Annotated in this window: 15 protein-coding genes; 8 read left to right on the top strand and 7 right to left on the bottom strand. The window is 50.6% G+C overall.

The genetic code is table 11. From position 1 onward, the window contains the following. Positions 1-182 precede the first annotated feature (182 nt). Together HJG54_RS23430 and HJG54_RS23425 are read left to right on the top strand one after the other, a co-directional pair. Positions 183-851, top strand: a complete 669-nt coding sequence (locus tag HJG54_RS23430) for a Fe2+-dependent dioxygenase (protein ID WP_316431662.1) — start codon at positions 183-185, stop codon at positions 849-851. Between the two features lie 147 nt (positions 852-998). Further along, positions 999-1,301, top strand: coding sequence for a TMEM14 family protein (locus HJG54_RS23425; RefSeq protein WP_316431661.1), 303 nt, complete (start codon positions 999-1,001; stop codon positions 1,299-1,301). Positions 1,302-1,337: 36 nt separating this feature from the next. Here HJG54_RS23425 and HJG54_RS23420 read toward each other — a convergent pair whose 3' ends face one another. From HJG54_RS23420 to HJG54_RS23405, 4 genes are all read right to left on the bottom strand, one after another. After that, positions 1,338-1,715 (bottom strand): Mo-dependent nitrogenase C-terminal domain-containing protein, encoded by a 378-nt coding sequence (locus HJG54_RS23420; RefSeq protein ID WP_316431660.1) that lies wholly within the window; start codon positions 1,713-1,715, stop codon positions 1,338-1,340. A gap of 529 nt (positions 1,716-2,244) precedes the next feature. Further along, positions 2,245-4,008 (bottom strand): ribonuclease J, encoded by a 1,764-nt coding sequence (locus HJG54_RS23415; RefSeq protein ID WP_316431659.1) that lies wholly within the window; start codon positions 4,006-4,008, stop codon positions 2,245-2,247. 240 nt (positions 4,009-4,248) lie between these two features. Next, positions 4,249-5,121, bottom strand: a complete 873-nt coding sequence (gene dapA / locus HJG54_RS23410; protein WP_316431658.1) for a 4-hydroxy-tetrahydrodipicolinate synthase — start codon at positions 5,119-5,121, stop codon at positions 4,249-4,251. 273 nt (positions 5,122-5,394) lie between these two features. Continuing rightward, positions 5,395-6,441, bottom strand: coding sequence for an aspartate-semialdehyde dehydrogenase (locus tag HJG54_RS23405; RefSeq protein WP_316431657.1), 1,047 nt, complete (start codon positions 6,439-6,441; stop codon positions 5,395-5,397). A gap of 808 nt (positions 6,442-7,249) precedes the next feature. On the opposite strand from HJG54_RS23405, the gene tig reads away from it, so the two are divergent. The 4 genes from tig (at position 7,250) to HJG54_RS23385 (ending at position 12,099) form a co-directional block, all read left to right on the top strand. After that, the gene (gene tig / locus HJG54_RS23400; RefSeq protein ID WP_316431656.1) at positions 7,250-8,914 is read left to right on the top strand and encodes a trigger factor; all 1,665 of its coding nucleotides are present in this window, start codon (positions 7,250-7,252) and stop codon (positions 8,912-8,914) included. Between the two features lie 311 nt (positions 8,915-9,225). Next, positions 9,226-9,852, top strand: a complete 627-nt coding sequence (clpP, locus tag HJG54_RS23395) for an ATP-dependent Clp endopeptidase proteolytic subunit ClpP (protein WP_316435662.1) — start codon at positions 9,226-9,228, stop codon at positions 9,850-9,852. Positions 9,853-9,861: 9 nt separating this feature from the next. Further along, complete coding sequence (gene clpX / locus HJG54_RS23390) at positions 9,862-11,199, top strand: ATP-dependent protease ATP-binding subunit ClpX (protein ID WP_316431655.1); 1,338 nt, start codon at positions 9,862-9,864, stop codon at positions 11,197-11,199. A gap of 15 nt (positions 11,200-11,214) precedes the next feature. Further along, positions 11,215-12,099 (top strand): alpha/beta fold hydrolase, encoded by an 885-nt coding sequence (locus HJG54_RS23385; RefSeq protein WP_316431654.1) that lies wholly within the window; start codon positions 11,215-11,217, stop codon positions 12,097-12,099. A gap of 136 nt (positions 12,100-12,235) precedes the next feature. On the opposite strand, the gene HJG54_RS23380 is transcribed toward HJG54_RS23385, so the two are convergent. Beyond that, on the bottom strand, positions 12,236-13,225 hold the full coding sequence (locus tag HJG54_RS23380; protein WP_035999970.1) for a GntR family transcriptional regulator: 990 nt from the start codon (positions 13,223-13,225) through the stop codon (positions 12,236-12,238). A 348-nt stretch (positions 13,226-13,573) separates the two neighbouring features. On the opposite strand from HJG54_RS23380, the gene HJG54_RS23375 reads away from it, so the two are divergent. Then, on the top strand, positions 13,574-14,320 hold the full coding sequence (locus tag HJG54_RS23375; RefSeq protein ID WP_316431653.1) for a dienelactone hydrolase family protein: 747 nt from the start codon (positions 13,574-13,576) through the stop codon (positions 14,318-14,320). 201 nt (positions 14,321-14,521) lie between these two features. Here the strand turns inward: HJG54_RS23375 and HJG54_RS23370 are convergent, their stop codons facing one another. After that, entirely contained in the window at positions 14,522-14,902 is a 381-nt protein-coding gene (locus HJG54_RS23370; RefSeq protein ID WP_035999963.1) for a hypothetical protein, read from the bottom strand. Between the two features lie 288 nt (positions 14,903-15,190). Between HJG54_RS23370 and HJG54_RS23365 the strand changes: the two genes are divergently transcribed. Continuing rightward, positions 15,191-15,589 (top strand): Nif11-like leader peptide family natural product precursor, encoded by a 399-nt coding sequence (locus HJG54_RS23365; RefSeq protein ID WP_316431652.1) that lies wholly within the window; start codon positions 15,191-15,193, stop codon positions 15,587-15,589. 195 nt (positions 15,590-15,784) lie between these two features. On the opposite strand, the gene mutS is transcribed toward HJG54_RS23365, so the two are convergent. Continuing rightward, the gene (mutS, locus tag HJG54_RS23360; protein WP_316431651.1) at positions 15,785-18,613 is read right to left on the bottom strand and encodes a DNA mismatch repair protein MutS; all 2,829 of its coding nucleotides are present in this window, start codon (positions 18,611-18,613) and stop codon (positions 15,785-15,787) included. Positions 18,614-18,753: the final 140 nt, after the last annotated feature.

The raw sequence follows: 18,753 nt of genomic DNA, 5'->3' as shown, positions 1-18,753 counted from the left end.
GCAATTAGCTAATAGTGCAATTAGCTAATAGTTGCTCAACTAAACAGCGTTGTGATGGTATGCCGCCAATTGCAGCGCTGTTGCTGTTCTTGTGGCGCTCTTCTGGTTCAATGAATCTTGAATGCCTAAACTGTTGATTTGTAAGGCTGATTTTTAGGGCTGATTTTAGGTTGATTTTTCTAATGCTCCTCTGTATCGCCAATGTGTTAACGCCGGATGAACTGAATCTCATTGTCTCTAAACTGGCAACAGCAGAATTTGTTGATGGCAAAATCACTGCTGGCTGGCATGCCCGTCTCGTCAAGCACAACACGCAGATGGATGCGAGTGCTCCAGTGGGGTCAGAAGTCAAAAACTTGGTGATGTCGGCTTTGCAGCGCAATGCGTTGTTTCAAATGGCAGTTCGGCCTAAGCTGATTCGACCACCGCTGTTTAGCCGCTATCAGGTAGGTATGTCTTACGGTAGCCATGTAGACAATGCGCTGATGGGAGATCCGCTTATGCGCTCGGATGTCTCCCTTACCTTATTTCTCAGCCCGAGCGATACTTACGACGGCGGTGAATTGGTGCTGGAAACTCCCCAAGGTGAAGAAGAAATCAAGCTTGATGCGGGTGCAATGGCCGTCTACCCTTCCTCTACGCTGCACCGGGTTGAGCCGGTGACTCGCGGCACCCGATTGGTTGCCGTCACTTGGATTCAAAGTTTAGTGCGCGATGCTCACGAGCGGGAAATTTTGTTTGATCTCGATACGGCACGGCAGGCAATTTTTGACAAATATGGCAAAACCCCCGAATTTGATCTAATTTCCAAAAGCCATGCTAACTTGCTGCGTAAATGGGTTGATCTCTAGTTAGTCTCTGAATTTGGTTGCTAGTTAATTTCTAAGTAGGCCAACCAAATTAAATGGTAGATATAGTGCGGGCATCTTGCCCGCGCAAGCGTCTCGCTTGCACTACGGATCCTTAAATTATTATGTTGATCTACTTTAGGAGATAACATGGATTTAGTAACGGTAGCAGCAATTGCATACGGCATTTTGGCTTTTGTGGGCGGCATTTTGGGTTACACCAAAGCCAACAGCCAAACCTCTTTAATTTCGGGTGTGATTAGCGGTGTTTTGTTGATGATTAGCGGTCTTGCCCATCAACAAAACTTGAGTTGGGGATTGCCTTTAGCCATTGGGGTGACAATTGCCCTGATCGCTGTCTTTGCCGTTCGCTTTGCCAAAACGCGGAAGTTTATGCCCGCAGGGCTAATGGTGATCGCTGGTATTCTGGCCTTGGTTGCAATGGCAGTTTAGACGCTTCGGTTGATTTAACGATTACAAATTTAACGATTAGCAGTACTGGCTAATATCTTCTCCACACACATCGGCTAAATAGCAGAGTGCCCGGAAGCGCAGTGCGACTACTTGGTCGTAAACCGGATTCAGCTTGCAGAGCGGTGGAATGCGCAACACTGTGCGGCCAAACAGCTTCACGGTCCGCTCGAAGGGGCATTGAGCCGGAATTAACCGACAGATGCGATGCGCGAATTCGGAATTGTCAACTTGAATATCATCTAGCCAATTGCGAATCGGCAGGAAGGGGTCAAAGGTAGATTGGCTGGTGCGATGATCTGAGGCGGGATTCGACCGGATGGCTAGATCAGATGGTTGGATCCAGTCCCAGCTAACTAAGGCTAATTTTTCAGAGTTTGGGTGGGAAGTGGTCATAAGATGTCCTCGATTCCAATTGGGTGGGAAGGGAGTGGCGCAATCGCATTGTGGTTAACGAATGCTCTAGTTCCCATTTAGGTTCTACAGAGGTTCAACGACAAGATTCGGAAGAATTAAATTTCTCTACTAACTATCTATTCATAAAGAATGGGAAGCGCCAGATCTTCCTACTCCATAAGATTGGGAAGAATTGCTCTCCCTATTCAATTCTCTAAAAACCAATCGGACAATTAGGGCTGCAAAATGGGTGGAATGCCGCCTTTAGAACGGGGATTTGCCCCCCTAAACCTTACTCCTGCATGAATTGGGATGGTTAGATACAGTGCTCGACCTCAAGTCATAGCGTGCCCTATTTGTAGAGGTTGAACGGAGGTAGAATCACCTAAATCTGGCTCCTATTTCAGCCGGCCTCAAAGAAGTTACGGAGAAGCAGTATAAAGCAAGATCAAAAAAGTGAGTCAGGCTTAGCCATAACTCACCTTGCTAAATTGAATTCGTTGAACTGAATGACGAATAACCGTAACCGTTACGACGCGACTTTAGCAGTTGAACGTTGCCGTCGAGAAGTGGTGACCGCAGCGGGTGGCTCGACGGGCGGTTGCAGCAGAAAGACCACTGTCGGATTCGTTTGCAGTTCACGACGCAGCAAACGCCGCAGTTCCATTTCAATATCAGTTTGCAGGCGCTCCCAATCGACTTCGATCACATTGCCAATCGGTTGGGTGTAGTCGGCCCAGCGATCGCGCACGAGCGACTCAATGGTTTGCACCACGAGCTGAGTGAGTCTAGCTTTCTCCACCACAGTGACCACACCACGCAGATGCACTTCCGGTTTGGCAATCCATTCACCGCCCCAGCCAATTGCCGCTGCTACAGTCACAATGCCGTCTTCGGCCAACTGCTGCCGTTCCTTCAGAACGCGCTCATGTACCACTCCAGCCCGCGACGAATCAACCAGTTCAATTCCAGACGGCACTTTGTCCACGATCCGAATACTATCGGTTGTCAGACCTACCACATCGCCGTTGTTGATGATCACCATATTTTCGGCTGGAACGCCCATACTTTGAGCCGTTTCGGCATGCTTCACTAGCATGCGATGCTCACCATGCACTGGCAAGAAAAATTTGGGACGGGTGAGGGCCAGCATCAGCTTCTGATCTTCCTGAGCGCCGTGCCCAGATACGTGAATGCCCTTCTCGCGTCCGTAGACCACCTTAGCCCCCAGCATCATCAGCTTATCGATCGTGTTCACCACAGCGATGGTGTTGCCAGGAATTGGGTTGGCGGAGAATACAACCGTGTCGCCCTCGCGAATCCGCACCTGCCGATGCTCCTGATTCGCAATCCGGGTTAGGGCGGCCATTGGCTCCCCTTGCGACCCTGTGGTCAGAATCAGCACGTTTTCGTCGGGAATTTTGTTGAGTAGGTTCAGCGGTACAAATAGGTCATCTTCGCACTTGATGTAGCCCAACTGACGAGCATGGGCAATCACGTTCAGCATTGAGCGACCCAGCACCGACACCACTCGGCCATGCTTTTTCGCCAGTTCCAAAATCATGTTGACCCGATGCACCGAGGAGGCAAAGGTCGTGACAATCAATCTGCCGCTGGCTTGGGCAAACACCCGATCCAGATTGGGGAAAACGGCTCGCTCGGAGGGTGTGAAACCGGGAACTTCCGAGTTGGTGGAGTCGCTGATCAGACAAAGCACGCCTTGTTCGCCATGCTCAGCTAATCGCTGGAGGTCGAACCGCTCGCCGTCTACTGGCGTATGGTCAAACTTGAAATCGCCTGTGTGAATGATCACCCCGACCGGCGTGTGGATGGCGACTGAAAAGCTGTCAGCAATTGAATGAGTGTTGCGAATATATTCCACCAAAAACGACGGGCTGACGCGCACCATCTCTCGAGGTGTCACTGTCTGAAGCTTGGTGCGGTCGGCCACGCCTGCTTCTTCGAGTTTGTCCTGCAACAGCGCCATTGCTAATCGAGGGCCATAGATGACGGGAATGTCGAACTGCTTGAGATGAAACGGAATCCCGCCAATGTGGTCTTCATGTCCGTGGGTGACGATCATGCCGCGAATTTTGTGGCGATTTTCGCGCAAATAGGTCATGTCGGGCAACACAATGTTGATGCCGTGCATGCCATCCGTGGGAAATGCTAACCCTGCATCCAGCAGCACAATTTCGTCGTTGTACTCGAATACGCAGGTGTTCTTGCCAATCTCATGGAGTCCGCCGAGGGGAATAATTTTGAGAGTATTAGCAGAATCGATTTGACTCATGTTTATCCTTGGTTTAACGGTATCTAAGGTGTCTAACAGGTTTAAGCTGGTTTTGAGAAAATCGCTTAGAAAAACGGGTTGCGGCACTGCGGTTGATACAATCAGATGGCATTATGGTCTGCTTTGCCAGCAGATCGAGTTGCTCCCCATGCATGTCCATCAATTTTCGAGTGCAAGCGGCAAATTGAGGGCAGCAACCTCCATATTCAGTTGTCAAAAGCTTGAGGCGCTGTGGGCAAATTATCCGGCTTCCAATAAGCCTAATTCTGTCATCGTCGTTTCTAGAACTTGTTGTAGGCTCGGGGAGTTATCTGCCAACGGTAGCCGAGTGGTTCCAACAGGCCAGCCTTGTAATCTTAGCGCTGCTTTCACTGGAATTGGGTTCGTTGTCTGAAACAATGCCTTGAACAATGGAAAAAGCTGGAGGTGAATTTGGGTTGCAGTTTGCACTTGCCCCTGCTCAAAGGCAGCAATCATTTGCTGTAAAGCCTTCCCCACCAAATGGCTGGCCACACTGATTACTCCTTGTGCCCCAACCGCTAGCATTGGCAAGGTCAGCGAATCATCGCCAGAGTAGATGCTGAATTCTGCTGGTGTTGAACGGCGAATTTGACTGACTTGATCAAGATTCCCACTTGCCTCCTTAACGGCCACAATATTTGAAATTTCTGCTAATCGACTCACCGTCTCTGGTAATAAATTCTGACTCGTCCGTCCTGGCACATTGTACAGAATCATCGGCAAGTCTGGGCTAGCTTCAGCAATGGCTCGAAAGTGGCGATACAGCCCTTCTTGCGGTGGTTTGTTGTAGTAAGGAACCACCTGTAGAGTTCCATCTAATCCTAGCTTATCAGCCTTCTGAGTGGCAGAAATTGCCTCAGTCGTTGAGTTAGAACCGGTGCCTGCTACCACTTTGGCTTGACCGGCTACGGCCCGCTGCACAACCTGGAAAAGCTGGTATTCCTCGTCCCAACTTAGGGTAGGAGACTCACCAGTGGTACCGCAAACGACTAACGTGTCTGTACCGTGCTGAGCAAGATGAACTGCCAACGATTCCGCAACTTCGTAGTTGACACTGCCATCCTCTCGGAATGGTGTAATCATAGCAGTCATAATGCGCCCAAAGGTTGTCACGCTTTACTGGCTCCTGATTTAGGGGGACTAGAAGCTAACGAAGTTTCGAGTCTGATTCAGTCTTTAGGTTAAGTATAAATGCTTAAGGCGAAACTAGAAAGAGTCACCATCCAATCTGGCTTAATTCGCCTTGGATCCATTGATGGATCAGGCTTCATCTCCTTGAAACCGCGATCATGTAGCTGACCACTATACATAACTGACCACCATAGGCTTGATTGCCAAGTTCACTGATTGTGAGCAACAATCAGCTCACTGGGTCACTGCGGCTGCCATTGCTGGACGAATTAAATCCTTAGTATCCAATAGCTCAGCGATTTGTACGGCATTCAGGGCCGCACCTTTGCGAATTTGATCGCCACTTAGCCACAGTTCTATAGCATTAGGATTAGATAAGTCTTGGCGAATTCGGCCCACTAGCACTTCGTCCTGGCCGCTCGCCTCAATGGGCATCGGGAAATGGTTAGCTTGCCAGTTTTCCACTAGCTTCACACCTGGCGCTCGAGACAGAATTTCCCGCGCTTGGGCCACGCTGAATGGAGCCGCAAACTCCAGGTTAATTGCTTCCGAGTGGGCACGTAGTACGGGAACCCGTATACAGGTTGCCGTAATTCGCAGATTGGGGGCAGAGAAAATCTTGCGGGTTTCGTTCACCATTTTCATTTCTTCCTCACAGTAGCCCTGCTCATTCAAGGCCGAGTTGTGGGGAAACAAATTGAACGCCAGCGGATAGGGGAAAATTTCAGCTTTAGCTTCCTGGCCCTGCAAAATCGCCATTGCCTGGGTCTTAACTTCTTCCATTGCTCGCGCCCCAGCTCCACTAGCAGACTGATAGGTAGCGGCCACCAAACGCTGAACCCGCTGCACCTGATGCAATGGATAGACTGCTACAGTCATCAAAATCGTTGTGCAGTTGGGATTGGCGATAATCCCCTGATGACTAGCCGCAGCGTCTGGGTTCACCTCCGGCACAATCAGCGGCACCTCTGGGTTCATCCGGAAAGCGCTGGAGTTGTCGATCATCACTGCGCCAGCCTCGACAATCTTGCTGGCCCAAGCTTTGGAGATGGAGCCTCCAGCTGAAGCTAAGACCAGATCGATACCATCAAAAGCACGGTCTTCTACTGCTTTAACTTCTAACTTTTCACCCTTAAAGGTAAGAACCTGCCCTGCTGAGCGAGGAGAAGCCAGCAGCTTTAGCTCTGCTATTGGGAAGTGGCGTTCCTCTAAAAGCTGGAGCAGCTCTGTACCTACTGCGCCTGTTGCGCCAAGAATAGCGACTCGATACGATCGGGGCAATTGATTTCCTCCCAAAACTACTAGTTGTCTATAGGGTCATTTGAGACATCAAAGCTTAAAACCGAAGCCAAGCAAATTAGTCGCAATCGAATAAAAATTTAATTTATATGGGCAACAAGGAAAAGATTTGAAGATTTTATTAAACTACCAATTAAACTAATTCAGTTCAGCTAATCAGTTCAGTTTTTTGCTTGGATTCAATTAGGTTCAAAAAAAGTTAATTCGGCGATTTCAGCAAAAGGCAGCAGAGCACCAACAGAGACAACCCTTCAAACGAATATCTTCAACTTTTTCTTTTTCACTAAATTTTTCACTGAAGCTTTTCCACTGAAGTGAGATTTGAGTGAGATTTGTAGGTTGGGATGGACCCTAGACTCTAAGCTCGGCTAGCCTTTGGCCTTACTTTAATTAAAAACTCTCGACCTTATAGTCAATTTCACAAGCCTTATAGTCAATTTCACAAGTCGTCAATCTACACAAATCGTAATTCTAATCACCGTCCCCAAACCGCCAAAGCGCCTAGTGAACCTTTGGCGGGATCGATGAGATTATCATAGCCGAATTTGGTGCCCGCCTCATTGACACCCCCTTACTGACATCATGAACATTTGCAAAAACGGGCCAACTCTCTGAATCCTTAAGGATTGGCAGAACTGCTGTTTATTACCGCCCCTCAGTTGATTCAGGTCGATTCAGTTGAGCGATTCTTCGCCCACAGCCGACCCAGGATAAGTCAGGATCAGTTACTATAGCTTATTGCAGCAAAGCTGATCGTTCAGCACTTAGCAACCACGTTACGAGAAATGCAATGAAAGTTACCCAGGAAAAGTTACCGGCTAGCCAGATCGGATTAGAGATCGAAATCACGCCTGAGATGTCCCAGCAGGCGTACGAAAAGGCACTACAAGAGTTTAAGCGCTTCGCCAACATTCCTGGGTTCCGGAAAGGGAAGGTGCCTCGCCAAGTGCTGATTCAACGGCTGGGGCCAGAGCGCATTAAAGCTTCTGTAGTCAACGAGTTGATTCAGGATGGATTGAAACAGGCACTGGAGCAACTGGAACAAGGAGACATTGCTGCAATTGGCAATCCAGAGCTGAGGTCTTCCTTTGATGAATTGGTGCAACAGTTTCAGCCGGGGGCTGTACTAACCTTCTCGGCAGCGGTTGATGTGGCCCCAGAGGTGACGTTGAAGCAATATTCGGGTCTCCAGGTTCAGGCTGAAGAATTCAAATACGATCCAGCGCGGGTGGATCAGGTGTTGGAAGATTACCGCAAACGCTCTGCTACGTTGGTGCCTGTCGAAGAGCGTCCGGCTCAGCAAGGCGACATTGCCAGAGTTGATTTTAGCGGACGGCTCACGGGTGAACTGGCTGAGGGCGAATCGGCAGAAATTCCGGGAGGCAGCGCTGAGGATTTTGAAATTGAGCTCACCGAAGGCCGGTTTATCCCTGGGTTTATCGACGGCATTATCGGCATGCAGCCCGAGGAAACTAAGGAAGTCTCCGTCGCTTTTCCTGATGACTATCCTCAGCCTGACTTGGCCGGTAAGCCAGCCGTGTTTACGATTACGCTGAAGGAACTCAAGGAGCGAGAGTTACCCGAACTAGACGACGATTTTGCTCAGGAAATTAGTGATTTTGAGTCGCTAGCGGAACTACGAGAGTCGCTAGAGTCCCGCTTCCAGAAAGAGGCCGAGCAAAAAACCGACCAGAGTAAACAGGAAGCCTTGCTGAATCGGTTGGTGGAAGAGCTAGAAGTAGAGCTGCCGGAAACTATGATCCGTCGCGAGGTGGACCACTCGATTACCCAGACTGCGATCCAACTGAGTCAGCAGGGGATGGACATCAAAAAGACGTTCACCCAAGAAATTATCGCTATGCTGCGGGAGCAAGCCCGTCCAGAAGCGTTGGATCGCTTGAAGCGGACGCTGGTGCTAGGCGAAATTGCTAAAAAAGAATCGCTGGCTGTTGAGCCGGATGCGGTACAGGCCAAGGTTGAGGAGCAGTTAGCCGAGTACCGTGAGCGGGGTATGGACGACGATATTGACCTTGAACGGCTGCGCGAAGTGGTTGAGGAAGATCTGCTGCGGGAGAAAATTTTTGCCTGGTTAGAGGAAAACAATACGATTGAGCTAGTTCCAGAAGGTTCACTGCAGCCGACAGAATCTGAGGCAGAACCTGAGGCAGAAAGCGACGCTGCTGCTGTTGAAACCCCTGCTGAGCTGTCTGCTTCTGAAACTGGTGAAGCTACGGCCTCTGAGACAACTATTGATGTGGAAGCTGTGCCTGCTGAGCCAACCTCTGAACCCACGACCCCAGCTGAAGCTGTTGAAGTACCTGCTGAACCAGCTGAAACCGTTGAGCCATCTGAACCCCCGGCTGAAAAGCCTGCTAAAGCTAAAACAGCAGCTAAAAAATCTAGCAAATCCACAGAATCGGCTAAGAAGTCCAGGACAAGTAAGCAGTCGTCTTGATCGATTAATCGGCTTTGCTGCGGCAAACGACGGCAGGGTGAGGGTATTACAAGTCAAGGGAAGCAGATAAATTCCGCAGATTTTGTTGCATTCCCACCCGTGCTAGTTTAGTTAGGGCATAATGACGGATAGGTGCCTTTGAAATGATTGCCGCAGATTGTTCGCCATCTTTGCTCTGGCTTTCAGCATCCACTTCAACTGCATCGGCAAATCTGAAGCTTTAATTTATGACAACTCCTCCATCCACTAATTCCCATTTCCCCGCAATCGGCTCGCCTGCCTCGACTAGCCCCGCTGCTATCGGCGATGCAGTGGTTCCGATGGTGGTAGAGCAGTCTGGTCGGGGAGAGCGGGCCTTTGATATCTACTCTCGGCTGTTGCGGGAGCGGATTGTCTTTCTAGGAACCCCCATCGACGATGCCATCGCAGATTTAATCGTGGCTCAGCTGCTGTTTTTGGATGCAGAAGATCCGGAACGCGACATTCAACTCTACATTCAATCCCCAGGGTTGGCTTCTCGCACCTTCCAGACTGCCGGAATGGCAATTTACGACACGATGCAGCAGGTACGTCCTAATGTTGTAACAATTTGTTATGGTGCGGCAGCTGGGATGGCAGCCTTTATTTTGGCAGCAGGAGCGAAAGGAAAGCGTCTATCCCTACCTAGCTCAAGGATTATCCTGGATCAGCCCTTGGGTGGTGCTCAAGGTCAAGCCGTTGACATCGAGATTCAAGCACGAGAAATTCTGTACCATAAGCGCACGATTAATGAATTGTTGGCTTATCATACAGGACAGCCGATCGAAAAGATTGAAGCAGATACAGAACGCGACTTCGTCATGTCGGCAGAAGAGGCGAAAGCCTATGGGTTGATTGATCAGGTGGTTTCTCGCCAATATTTGCCCATGCCCGGTGAAACGATTACCGCAGTCAAGTAAGGGGAAACTATGTCTAAATATGACTCCCATCTCAAATGTTCATTCTGTGGTAAATCCCAGGAACAAGTCCGAAAGTTGATTGCTGGACCAGGAGTATACATTTGTGATGAATGTGTTGACCTGTGCAATGAAATCTTAGATGAGGAGCTATTTGACTCTGGTGCATCAGTTCCCCAGCCTTCTGCTCGGCGCGAGCACGCCTCCGAGAAGCGGCCTGTACGTTCGTCTGGGTTTTCAATTAACCAGATTCCTAAACCGCGTGAGATTAAAAAGCATCTCGACGAGCATGTAATTGGGCAGGATGAGGCGAAGAAAATTCTCTCGGTAGCGGTCTACAACCACTACAAGCGTCTGAGCTACGCCCAAGCTAAAGGCACTGGTAAGCTGGAGGACACGGTCGAGCTACAAAAATCCAACATTCTGCTGATTGGACCAACCGGCTGCGGCAAAACTCTGCTGGCCCAAACGTTGGCTGAGATGCTGGATGTTCCCTTTGCAGTCGCTGATGCTACTACCCTCACCGAGGCGGGCTATGTCGGTGAAGATGTAGAAAATATTCTGCTGCGGCTGCTGCAAGTTGCTGATTTGGATGTAGAGGCAGCCCAGCGCGGCATTATCTACATTGACGAAATCGACAAAATTGCTCGTAAGAGTGAGAATCCTTCGATTACGCGAGATGTTTCCGGCGAGGGAGTACAGCAAGCTCTACTGAAGATGTTGGAAGGCACCATTGCTAACGTACCACCTCAAGGTGGACGCAAGCACCCCTACCAAGACTGTATTCAAATCGATACCAGCAATATTTTGTTCATCTGCGGCGGTGCCTTTGTGGGCTTAGACAAAGCCGTCGAGCAGCGGATTGGCAAGAAAACGATGGGCTTTATCCAGCCTGGCGAGGGTCAGTCAAAGGAGAAGCGAACTGCCGATGTGCTGAAGCATCTAGAGCCAGATGACTTGGTGAAATTTGGCATGATTCCAGAGTTTATTGGTCGGGTACCCGTGATTGCCGTAGTTGATCCGCTAGACGAAGATGCACTTACTGCGATTTTGACCGAACCGAAGAATGCCCTGGTGAAGCAATACCAAAAGCTAATGCGGATGGACAATGTCCAGCTCGAGTTTAAACAAGATGCAGTGCGGGCCATTGCCAAGGAAGCTTACCGTCGCAAAACTGGAGCCAGAGCCTTGCGCAGTATTGTTGAGGAGCTAATGCTTGATGTAATGTACGAGCTGCCCTCCCGTAAAGATGTGACTCGCTGCGCCATTACGCGAGAGATGGTTGAGAAGCGTTCTACTGCAGAGCTATTAGTTCATCCCTCTTCCCTACCTAAGCCTGAGTCCGCTTAAATCTAACTCACTCCAATGCCTTTCGTTTCGATTCGTGGTGTTGACCACTACTATGAGTGGATCAGTACTGCCCAGAATGCCTCCACCGCAGCGCCTAATAGGGGCAAACCAGTGATGGTGTTTGTGCATGGCTGGGCTGGATCAACCCGTTATTGGCAGAGTACGGCTCAGGCACTATCTGACCAGTTTGATTGTTTACTTTACGATTTGCGTGGCTTTGGCCAATCTCGTTTACCGCGACCGATTCCAGCCGATCTACTAGAGCTGGGCTATGAATTGGAAACCTATGCTGATGATTTAGCTCTGTTGCTTGACCATCTCGGTCTCGACCAGATTTATCTTAACGCTCATTCAACTGGCTCCTCGATTGCCGCTCTGTTTCTCAATCGTTATTCAGAGCGCGTCCAGCGGGCTGTTCTTACCTGTCATGGCGTGTTTGATTACAATCCCATCACCTTCAAAGCGTTTCACCGAGCAGGTAGCTATGTCGTAGCGTTTCGGCCCTTGTGGTTAAAGCAGATTCCAGGAATTGATCGGATGTTTATGTCGCGGTTTTTGCACCGTCCAATTCCAGCTGAAGCTCGACAAGCATTTCTAGAAGACTTCCTCAGCGCCGATTACGAGGCAGCTTTGGGTACGATCTACACTGCAGTCAGCGAAAAGGCTGCGCTTGAAATGCCGCTGGAGTACGAGCGCCTGACTGTACCCACGCTGCTGATCTCAGGTCAGTATGACAAGATTATTCCGGTTAAGTTAGGTCGCAAAGCGGCGGCCCTCAGTCCCCGAGTCGAGCATGTGGTCATTCCTAAAACAGCTCACTTCCCGATGCTGGAAGATGCCGAAACCTATCTGCGTCTGGTGCGACAGTTTTTGCAGGTGCCGCAGCAAGTTGGCAGCTAACCTTTAGGCCAAATACAGCCTTTTTCAGGCTAGTGAAATACGAAAAACGGGGTGCAGGGGCAGTGCCCCTGCGTGGGGGTGAAGCCCTCACACCCCCCATCCCTCACATGGGTGAAAACCGCCGTATTTCTATCTCCTATTCCAAACCCAGTTCGCGCTTCAGCAAACTGATCGACTTGGCTCCAATGTAGTTTTGACAGCAGACCAACTGGGGCGGGCGAATCAAGTCTTCTCTAGCCTCAGCTACCGTTGTTTTAACGGCAGCACAGCTTGCCTGGTCAAAACTGAAAATGGTCTGAGCACTATGCACAATTGCCTTGAGGCGGTAGGTGTCCTTCAGTTGAGCTGTCATTACCAGCAAATCTTCACCCCGCAGGCTATGCACAATCACCTCAGCAGCCCGCAAGATGCCTGAACTGAGACTGACCAGCCCTAAACAGCTTTCTTTTGGCAGAGCAAAGAGCTTTTGAATCTCTTGCGCATAGTCGTAGATATCAACTGGGATCACCCGCACCGAGCGAGGAGCTGCGATTGCCTCGGCATCGCCAATGAAATAGCGGCTCGTCACCACTGTGCCAGAGCGCGTTTGTTCTAGCACCTGCCCCAGTTCTTCCATGGGCACCAACTGCACCGGAATCTGAAGCGCCTGCTCCAGCTCTTGCACCATTAGCTCTCCTGCTCCAATATCTTGCCGGGGAGCCGTTACCAATACGCGAGCACTACAGCGCAACCGCCAGTCGATTTCCGACAAAAAGAGTTCCCTGGCTTGGGTTAGCGAACAGCCTTGGCTGAGCAAATCGTCTAAACTCTTTTGCACCAAACGATGGGCCTTGGGGTACTTCTCGAAAATCGGCGAGCTGCCCCTGGCATTGCCGCCTTCATCGCCTTGCGCCCGGACATAAATGCCCGAACCAGCCTGAGCATCGACAATACCGTCTTCTTCTAGCTTTCGATAAACTTTACTAATCGTGTTGCGGTGTAACCCGGTTTCCATCGCCAGTTGGCGCGTACTCGGTAGCCGATGCCCTGGAGGAAACTGGCGTGAAGCAATGGCAAATCGGATTTGGTTATAAAGCTGTTCTGAGGCAGGAATATCGCTGTCAGATTGAATGTGGAATCGAACCATAGAGCCTCCCAGATGCTCTGAAAAAGCGATAGCGGACTGAATTGACGGGATTGCTGAGTATGTCTACAGGCTAACGACCAGAATTCCCTGATGAGCAGATGAGCCAAGACTGAGTTTCGATCCAATACCTGTTTACCTAATATCTGTTTATCCAATACCTATAGAATGCACTCAATCCACTCAGAATTAAAAAACTATATCAATCCTGCCAGACGGAGGGAATCACCTGATGGGGCGGACTCAACTGCATGGGCCTTTTGGCACCGCGGCTAGGATGGCGATGCATTCGAGCTGTCGCAGTACTAAAATCTGAACGTTGCCCTTCTCAAGTTCTTATACGGTTTGTCTATGCCTGCTCCTACCACTGAAATTCGCACAGCTCACGTTCAGGTGCCGAATGGAGATCTAAAGATTGATGCCTACCTGGCTAAACCTGCCTCTACGGATCCAGCTCCAGCCATTATCGTGATCCAGGAAATTTTTGGCGTCAATGCCCACATCCGCGATATCACCGAACGCTTTGCTCGCTTGGGCTATGTCGCCATTGCCCCGGCCATTTACCAGCGCCTTGCACCCGGTTTTGAGACAGGCTACACTGCTGACGACGTTAAGCTAGGTCGCCAGTACAAAGAGCAAACCAAGGCCGAAGAACTGCTGAGCGACGTCCGAGCCACCGTCGCTTACCTGAAAGCCTTACCCACAGTGAAACCCGACGCGATTGGCTGCATTGGCTTTTGCTTTGGTGGACTAGTCACCTATCTAGCAGCAACACTGCCTGAGATCAAAGCAGCAGCTTCCTTCTACGGAGCCGGTATTCCAACCTGGTGCCCCGGTGGCGGTAAACCGACGCTAGCCTACACTGCCGATATCAAAGCCACACTCTACGCCTTTTTTGGCATGGAGGATGCCAGCATTCCGCCAGAGCATGTTGATCAAATCGAGGCGGAATTGCAAAAACACCAGATCCCCCATCGTCTGTTTCGCTACCAAGGAGCCGATCACGGATTCTTCTGCGACCAGCGGGCCAGCTACAATCCAGACGCCGCAGCCGATGCTTGGGAAAAGGTGAAGGAACTGTTTAGCCACCTTCAGTAGAAAACAATATACAGCGTTTTTCACTCATGTGAGGTATGGGGGGTATGGGGGCTTCGCCCCCACGCAGGGGCAGTGCCCCTACACCCCGTTTTTCGTACTTCACTAACCTGAAAAAGGCTGTAGAGGTAGAGAAAGTGTCAGAACTGTATACTCACGTCTCAATTTTTTTAGCGGCTCAACGTTAATCGGGCGCTATCATCCTCACACCTTTCTGCAAGGCTGTTGCATCAGGATGCGATTGTCTTGGTACACTTCCAGCGTTCCAGCATCTTGGCTGTCCAGTGTGCCATCCCAAACCCAGTATTGGTAGTTGCCATTTTGAAACTTATACACTCGAACACCTTCGGTGTTTTGAACGGTTCCGCCATCTAGGCTCAAATCACCATGCGGACTGGTTGTCCGATACAGAAAAGTGTCCGATGTGCGATTCTGCCAAACTTGAGTGTTGAAACCACCACGACAGCGTAAGTTCAGAACCAGATCGGCAGTCGAATCAGCAGCGGCAGGCAAAGCCAGGAATACCGGGGTGCTGTTTGCTGCTACAACAGCAAGTAATGCAAGTTTTCTCAATGCTCCTTCCATTGTCTTAGTCTTATTAGATGAATTAGATAATAGGTATAGAAATGAGGGGCAAACAGGAATCAGTCTAGCAGCTTCTCTCAGTTTCTCTCAGTTCCAATTTCGCAGTAAAAAAATCGTGCAATCAGGGATTAAGTTCTGGTGCTTGTAAGCCGATTGGCCTTTGGGCTTCTAGTGAGCCTTTCGGTTTTGACTGTTGCCCATTGATTGTCTAAGCTTCAGCTTTTATTAAGCCGATCCCCATTTTGCTCTTGCTATAATTTGGGCGTTCTAGCGATCGAAGCATTGTTTATGGCAACTGCATCAGTACTGCATTTTATGCAAAAAACGGCTGAAGATGAGGCCCTGCGTCAACAGCTAGAAGCACTGCTGGGTGTCGGAGACGGCAACATTAGCAGCGAAGCAGATTTGGATCCTGAAGAAGCAGCAGCCTTGAAGGGAGAACGGGCACCGGTTGTGGCAGAATTTGCAACCCAAAACGGCTACTCGTTTTCAGCAGAGGAATTAGTCACCGTTGTAGAGGCGTTTGCCAAACACCAGGCGGGCGAAATGTCGGATGCGGAATTTGCCAACCTGATCGGTCTTTCTTCATCTGATACGGAAACGGTCAACGAAGTGTCTGAAGTGACAAATCCCCTAAAACGGCTGACCCGTTACCTCAGCAAAACCTATCTGGGCATTGATGTGTAGCTTGTGCTTGGCAAGCTGGGTGTTGGCATTGTGAGGTGGCGTCCTTCGTGCTGGCTGCTCTAGTGGGTTGCAACCGTTAGCTTCGTCTTATCCATCCCCAAGTGCAATGCGCTAGATTTCTGGTCGATGCTATTTGGGTAAAATCAAGCATCAAACCCACACCGTGTACGTGGCTTGCACCATTGTAAGCAGCTCCTAAAGCTCGTTAAATATATCGAGCTGATCAACTGCATCGGATTCGGCTTTGTATTTACTGGTTCTCTCCTGCGATTTTGGTTGGGATCTTGAAGATTTCGGCTGTGTCTTTGCTGGTTCAGACGTGCTTTGCCGTAACCCAACTGCAATGTGCGAGTGCTGTTCGATTTGGCTCATCACCTGTTTTGCTCGCTGAATCACCGAAGCTGGCAAACCCGCTAAGCGTCCTGCTTCAATGCCGTAGGAGCGATCGGCTCCACCGGGCCGCACCTGATGCAGAAAAATAATCTGATCGGGTAATTCCTTCACCACCACCTGATAGTTAGCAATGTTCGGCAAAATTGAAGCCAACTCATTTAGCTCATGGTAGTGGGTAGCAAAAATCGTGCGGGCGCAAATCTCAGTTGCCAAATGTTCTGCCACCGCCCAAGCAATCGACAAGCCATCAAACGTGGCCGTACCTCGACCAATTTCATCTAATAACACCAGAGATGTTTCAGTGGCATGATTGAGAATATTCGCAGTCTCATTCATTTCAACCATAAACGTCGATTGCCCAGTCGCCAGATCATCCACTGCGCCCACACGAGTAAAGATGCGATCGCAAATCCCCAACGTGGCTGCTGTCGCCGGCACAAAACTACCCACCTGCGCCATCAACTGAATCAACCCCACCTGCCGCAAGTAGCAGCTCTTTCCACTCGCGTTCGGCCCAGTCAGAATGATCAGATCGGGAGGAGGGGTTTGAGGTTTGAGGTTTGTAGTTTGCTTCTGCGCATCTGTGTTTTGAGCGTCTTGAGCTTCCCCATCTCCATTCCCTCCTCCCAAGACCGTCGAATTGGGTACAAAAAAACCGGCAGGCAAGGATTGCTCCACAACTGGATGGCGACCGTCAGTGATGTTGATTTCGCGGCTGGGCACCATTTGGGGGCGGCAATAGCCCTGGTAGACGGCCACTTCCGCCAGCGAGCAGAGCACATCAACCGCAGCAACGGCCTGAGCAACGGTGCGGATAGCGTCCGCATGGTGGCTCACCTCGATGCGCAGATTGACAAAAATCTCGTATTCCCGCTTGCCTAATTCCGCCTGAGCGTTGAGCAGAGCCGTTTCCTTATCCTTAAGTTCGCTGGTGATGTAGCGTTCCTCGTTGGTCAGGGTTTGTTTACGGATATAGCCTTCCGGCGGATTGTCCTTGGACTTGGTGCGGGAAATGCTGATGTAGTAGCCAAAGGTTTTGTTGTAGCCCACCTTCAGGTTGGCAATGCCGGTGCGCTGGCGCTCAGTCACTTCCAGATTGGCGATCCATTGTTCATCCTCCGCGATTTGTTGCCGCAGGGCATCGAGTTGGGGGTTGACGCCGGTGCGAATCAGGTTGCCTTCGGTCAGGTGAATCGGTGGATTATCAACCAAATGGGCTTTTAGCCGCTGACCCAAGTGATCCAGTTCGGGCGGCACGGTCTGTAGCGGCACCAGATAAGACGATTGAGCTGCCGACACCAGGGCAGCCAACTCCGGTAGCTTTTGCAGCGAATCGGCCAGCGCCACTAAATCGCGAGCATTCGCCGTACCAGACCCCGCCCGTCCGGTCAGCCGCTCCATGTCGTAGATTTGCTTCAGCAACTGCTGCAAGGCTTGGCGGAGGTTGCCATTTTCGACTAGCTCTTGGATGGTGTCTTGCCGCGCCTGAATCGCGCTAATCTGCAACAGCGGCTGCAACAACCAGCGCCGCAGTGCCCGTCCGCCCATCGCCGTCACCGTTCGATCCAGCGCCCAGAGCAGCGAACCGTGAAAGGTGCCGTCCCGCACTGTTTGGGTAATTTCCAGATTGCGGCGCGTCTGATGATCGATCACCAGATATTCCGTTATTGTGTAGGTACAGAGGGGTTGCAGCAAAATTGCCGCATCAGTCGCAGAGTCGGTTGCGGTTTTTGCGCCTTTCCAGGTGTCTTCTAGATAGTCGAGCAATCCACCTGCCGCCCGCACCGCCAAGGGCAAATGCTCGCAGCCCATACCTTCCAACGAGCGCACCCGGAACCGCTCTAGCAGCTTTTGGCGGGCTTCACTGAGGGTAAAGGGCATCTGGGGGCGCAGCGTGTAGCAGAACTGGCTGGGCAAACAAGCGGATAAATCAGTAATTAGCGAACGGGCGTCTTTGTCTCCGGGGCGCAATAGCCGACCCAAGTCCGGTGCATTGGTAGGAAGCAGGATCTCGGAGGGCTGCAACCGCATCAGCTCTTGGCTCAACTGCTCTAGCTGCGTCGATTGAGTAGTCAAAAATTCACCCGTCGAAACATCCGCATAGGCCAATCCCCAATGGGTCCCAGCAATCACCACTGCCGCCAAAAAGTTATTCCGTCTGGCATTCAGCATTCCCTCTTCCAGAACGGTTCCCGGCGTAATCACTCGTGTGACTTCTCGCTGGACCAGCCGCCCTTGCACATCCGCTGCGTCTTCGGTTTGGTCGCAGATCGCCACCGCATAGCCCCGCTCCACCAACAGCGCACAGTAGCGATCTAACGCATGGTGAGGAATGCCCGATAGCGGCACTTTACCGACTTTTTGACCGCCATCTTTCGCCGTCAGCACCAGCTCCAGCTCCCGCGCCACCGTAATTGCATCCTGGAAGAAGGTTTCAAAAAAATCCCCCACCCGGTACAGCAACAGCGCATGAGGATACTGATCCTTTAGCTCCACATAGTGTCGCATCATCGGCGTCAGATCATCCCAGTTTACCGACCGGTGATCGGCATAGCGCACCGCATGCTTCACCAAACGATTCGGCAGATCGTTCAGCGATTCAGGCTGTTGGGACAGGTCAGCATCGGTCATATTGATTCAAATTCAAAATTCGCAATTTGGAATGGGAGGAGCGAGTTGGGGTGTTGTAGATATTGTTCATTTACAGATACAGAGGAACAAAAACCTAAACACTTGTACGCTGCATTCTATCTTGACGCAATTTCATGATT

Origin of the sequence: Leptolyngbya sp. NK1-12, assembly GCF_032598965.1 — a bacterium.
In the GTDB taxonomy this organism is placed as follows: Bacteria; Cyanobacteriota; Cyanobacteriia; order Elainellales; family Elainellaceae; genus Elainella.
This window is presented reverse-complemented; position numbering and strand designations above follow the sequence as displayed.